Origin of the sequence: Aquiflexum sp. (assembly GCF_041751335.1) — a bacterium.
Classification (GTDB): domain Bacteria; phylum Bacteroidota; class Bacteroidia; order Cytophagales; family Cyclobacteriaceae; genus Aquiflexum.
This window is the reverse complement of sequence record NZ_JBGSXS010000312.1, coordinates 1-4,066: the sequence shown is the minus strand read 5'-3', so window position 1 is coordinate 4,066 and position 4,066 is coordinate 1. Positions and strand designations below refer to the sequence as shown.

General features: G+C 38.9%; 4 protein-coding genes and 1 tRNA gene. 4 read left to right on the top strand and 1 reads right to left on the bottom strand.

The features are described from left to right. Positions 1 to 306 precede the first annotated feature (306 nt). Positions 307 to 380: transfer RNA gene (locus ACEW8U_RS17620), tRNA-Ile, on the top strand. A 211-nt stretch (positions 381 to 591) separates the two neighbouring features. After that, entirely contained in the window at positions 592 to 909 is a 318-nt protein-coding gene (locus ACEW8U_RS17615; RefSeq protein ID WP_373523370.1) for a GIY-YIG nuclease family protein, read from the top strand. On the opposite strand, the gene ACEW8U_RS17610 is transcribed toward ACEW8U_RS17615, so the two are convergent. Next, complete coding sequence (locus ACEW8U_RS17610; protein WP_373523369.1) at positions 862 to 2,394, bottom strand: FG-GAP-like repeat-containing protein; 1,533 nt, start codon at positions 2,392 to 2,394, stop codon at positions 862 to 864. The two genes, ACEW8U_RS17615 and ACEW8U_RS17610, sit on opposite strands and share 48 nt — an antisense overlap. 207 nt (positions 2,395 to 2,601) lie before the next feature. On the opposite strand from ACEW8U_RS17610, the gene ACEW8U_RS17605 reads away from it, so the two are divergent. Together ACEW8U_RS17605 and ACEW8U_RS17600 are read left to right on the top strand one after the other, a co-directional pair. Further along, positions 2,602 to 3,141 carry a hypothetical protein gene (locus tag ACEW8U_RS17605; RefSeq protein ID WP_373523368.1) on the top strand — a complete coding sequence of 180 codons (540 nt, stop codon included), beginning with the start codon at positions 2,602 to 2,604 and terminating at the stop codon, positions 3,139 to 3,141. A 94-nt stretch (positions 3,142 to 3,235) separates the two neighbouring features. After that, positions 3,236 to 4,066, top strand: an 831-nt coding sequence (locus ACEW8U_RS17600; RefSeq protein WP_373523367.1) for a DUF4157 domain-containing protein, incomplete at its 3' end; no start/stop codon positions are given.

Genomic DNA, 4,066 nt, shown 5'->3' with positions numbered 1-4,066 from the left:
CATTTCCCAGATCAAAAATCAAAAAATCAATATTCTCCAGTTTTTTCATTTGTAATCAGGTTGTAAAATTAAAACCAAATATGTAACATTGCAGTCCCAAAAGCAAGGTCAAATGCTAAAAAATCGGGGCATATAGCTCATCCCGATAGTTATCGGGAGGTTAGAGCTTCTGACTCTCCTGATAGCTATCGGGACAGAAAGTTCCTCAGAAATAAAAAAATTAGGGCCTATAGCTCAGTTGGTTAGAGCTTCTGACTCTCCCGATAGCTATCGGGACAGGAGGTGCAAAAGAAAATGTAAATAATTGGGCCTATAGCTCATTCGGTTAGAGCAACTGACTCATAATCAGTAGGTGCCTGGTTCGATTCCAGGTGGGCCCACAAGCCGTTCAGTGATGAACGGCTTTTTTTATAACTTTAATCATGAAAGCATATGAGGCAAAAATCGAAAGCTTATATCCCTAACTTAAAGAAATATCCTGAAATTGGAGAGAAACTACTATTCAAATTCCGTAGTATCTGACTCCCCCGAAAACATTCGGGGCAGTAGGTGGCTGGTTCGATTCCAGCTGGGCCCACAAGCCGTTCAGTGATGGACGGCTTTTTGTTTTTTCAACCAGTTCTATTATTTTCATTAATGGATAGATTTTTTTTGTACATCCTTTTTTCCGGGAAGCTGAACAGGTTTTATACAGGAGTAACAACTCTTGAACTTGAAGAACGATTGGAAAACCACTTATTGAAGAAATACAGAAAACTTAATTTTACCCAAAAAGCAGACGATTGGACAATATTCCATTTTCTTGAATGTGATAACTTCTCTCTTGCAAGAAAAATTGAACTACATATCAAAAGGTTAAAATCAATACCTCCCATTATAATCACTCCCCATATATGCTCCCCATTTTAATGGTTTGGTAATGGGGATGTTAGTTTTTAATAAATTGATCTGCAAGCCGTCAAAGGCATAGGTATGATACATATTGTTGCTGTGGCAAAATACGATATCCAACAGGTTATCCTTATCCAAATCCCCCATCCAAGGTGTTGAGGATGTGTTGTGGCCTGCAAGTAGTGGCAAGAGGGCCGTTTTCCTTCCTTTTTTAGTAAAATCAACAACAGATATGGTGTTATAGAACAATTTCTTACCTGCCCGATCTGTCCCACTTTTATTTTCACAGATGATGATTTCATCCACACCGTCACCATTAATATCCAAAACCAAAGGCGAGGTGGACTGAAAACTCCCAAACTGCTGCTTGTACTTTATTTTCCCGTTTGCCCCGTCAATCATCACATTGGTACAATCGGAAAATAGGGGCCAAATACCGGTATTGGCATTTACAAAAACATCCAGATTTTGATCATTTGTAAAATAACCTACAGCGGGTGAACTGTAAATTTCAGTACCGGGCAAAGATACCTTCCAAAGTGTCTGCTTAGTTTGGCCATCAAAGGCAAAAACCCTTCCGTCAACTGAGTTGGCAATAATATCATCAATCCCATCCCCATTCAGGTCTGCCCAAACGGCAGGTGCTATAAATCCCTTTTCTTTGCTACCGGCAAGAACCCTGGCCATTTTGATATCTCCATTCAGGATATCCTTGAGGCCCACCACATATAGATTACCTCCGATGGTCTCTCCGCCTGTTCCGAAAACTACCTCGATATCGTCTATGTGGTTTTGATTTGACAGGGTAATGGAATGATAAGTTTCCTTTTGATCAGGTGTTTCAACTTCTACTATAATTTTCCCATTGGAAGAATCTATTACTATTATCTTTCCGGCTGGCCTGTTGGGGTCATAGGAGGCTTTGAGTACGTTCCCACCATTGGAAACAAGAATCTCCGGTAGGCCATCTCCTGTAATGTCCGGCATCAATTGGGAATTATAGAAGTTAAAATATTTTTTCTGAACCAGCTTCTTCAATTGATTGGTTTCCACAAAATCCCAAATCACCGTTCCATTCTTTCCGTCAATCGCCTGTAGTATCGCTGACCTGCCCCCTATTACCACATCCTCCACGCTGTCCCCGTTGATATCCAACAAGGCTGCAGAACCGTAAATCTGATCGATAGCCGGCCTTTTCCAAATAATTTCACCGGATTTTCCATCCAATGCCACAATCGCCGTGTCAGCAGCCTGAAATTCAATCCTGCCCATACCTACAATTATATCCAGAATACCATCCCCATTAAAGTCTGTAGCCCTTGGAGAAGAAAGAGATCCTAAATTGGGGAAATTAGAAGACCAAGCAAAATGATTATCCTTGGATTGGTTTTGGAATTCTGAATCGGATCTTTTGTCTGAAAAACCGATAAATAGTACAGGTAAAATCAGTATAACTTTGGAGAAAAATTCAACGACCAACCAAAAATTTTTCAACAATAACATAGATTCACCAAATTGATATTTAGAATAAAAATAAGAAAAGAATTAGAAAATATGAATTTTTAAAAATTTCCATTCTCCATCAGTTTTTCTATAAAAACATCATTTTTCTCTTCAATTGAAAAAAAAGACTTTTTCAATATATCATAGCAAGTAGATTTTCATTAAATTAAGAATTCTAATCTTTTCTCTTGTATTCCCAAAAAAGTAATGAAGTCTTCCCAACTGCAAAGCTCAAAAAAACCAGGAGGTAGGCAGAATACCACTACCAATTCATCTCAGTCACTTCAAATTCAGGACAATAGAAAAACTTCTCAGGATCAAAAGAACTTAATCAAGATGGCCAATAATGGAAAACAATCCATTCAACTCAAAGAAATAGGGAATATCTTGAATCCAAATATTTTACAAACTGTATCGAATGATCCTAAATCAACAGCAATATTCCAATTGAGCCGTGCAAACCGGGATAGGGAACGACTCAGAGCCTCATGGCAAAACAGAACCCGTTTTTTGGCTATTTTAATGGTTATTGCAGCAAATATTGCCAATGAAGCATATGTACTGGAAGATGTAGATGACCTGATCAACGAACCAGATAGGGTAATTTTGGAAGATGAAGTCCAAAGAAGAATCGCTTTACGGGAAGAACGCCGAGCCCAGCAAGAAGAACAACGCGCCCAACAAAAGCATATGCGAAAACAATTCAACAATTCTTCAAAAAAAGGAAAAGGGTATAAAGGCCGTTAAAATATGAAATTGCACGAAAACATTATTGAAACCAATTGAAATTCATTAACTTATGCTTCAATAATTTTTAGCTCTTCAAATAAAAAATATGCTAATGAAATCTTCGATCCTGCAAAGTTCAAGAAAATCAAAGAGTACTCCGAAATCAAAAAGCAGTTACTCCCCTACCACCCAACTTCAGGACAAACGCAAACTTACCCAAGACCAACAGCACTTAATCCATTTGGCCAATAAAGGTAAATCTGCAGTACAGCTGAAAGCATTCGATCATCTTTTAAACGGAAATGCTACCCTTCAAAAAATGGATCTCGAAGAAGAGGAACCCATACAGGGAAAATTTGAAAATATTCAAAAGCAAGGATTGGAGGAAGAAGAACTGATGCAGGGAAAGTTCAAAACCATCCAAAAAATGGGGCTCGAAGAAGAAGAACCGCTACAAGGAAAGTTTGAAACTATTCAAAAGCAAGGACTAGAGGAAGAAGAACTGATGCAGGGAAAGTTCAAGACCATCCAAAAAATGGAATTGGAAGAAGAGGAACCCCTTCAGGGAAAATTTGAAACTATCCAAAAGCAAGGAATGGAGGAAGAAGAATTGATGCAGGGAAAGTTTGAAACTATTCAAAGGCAAGAGAACAATACAGGTCTTCCTGACAACCTCAAATCTGGGATAGAAAACCTTTCAGGATACTCCATGGATGATGTCAAAGTTCATTACAATTCAGACAAACCCGCAACACTTCAGGCCCATGCTTATGCACAAGGCACTGATATCCATATTGCATCCGGTCAGGAAAAACACCTCCCCCATGAAGCTTGGCATGTAGTCCAACAAAAGCAAGGCAGGGTAAAGCCTACTATTCAATTACAAGGTAAAGTTAATGTCAATGATGATGCTGGGTTGGAGCAGGAGGCGGATGTGATGGGG

Excerpts from the sequence above, each read along its gene's own strand:
- ACEW8U_RS17605 (WP_373523368.1), top strand. The coding sequence starts at position 2,602 with ATGAAGTCTTCCCAACTGCAAAGCTCAAAAAAACCAGGAGGTAGGCAG.
- ACEW8U_RS17615 (WP_373523370.1), top strand. The coding sequence starts at position 592 with ATGGACGGCTTTTTGTTTTTTCAACCAGTTCTATTATTTTCATTAATG.
- ACEW8U_RS17610 (WP_373523369.1), bottom strand. The coding sequence starts at position 2,394 with ATGTTATTGTTGAAAAATTTTTGGTTGGTCGTTGAATTTTTCTCCAAA.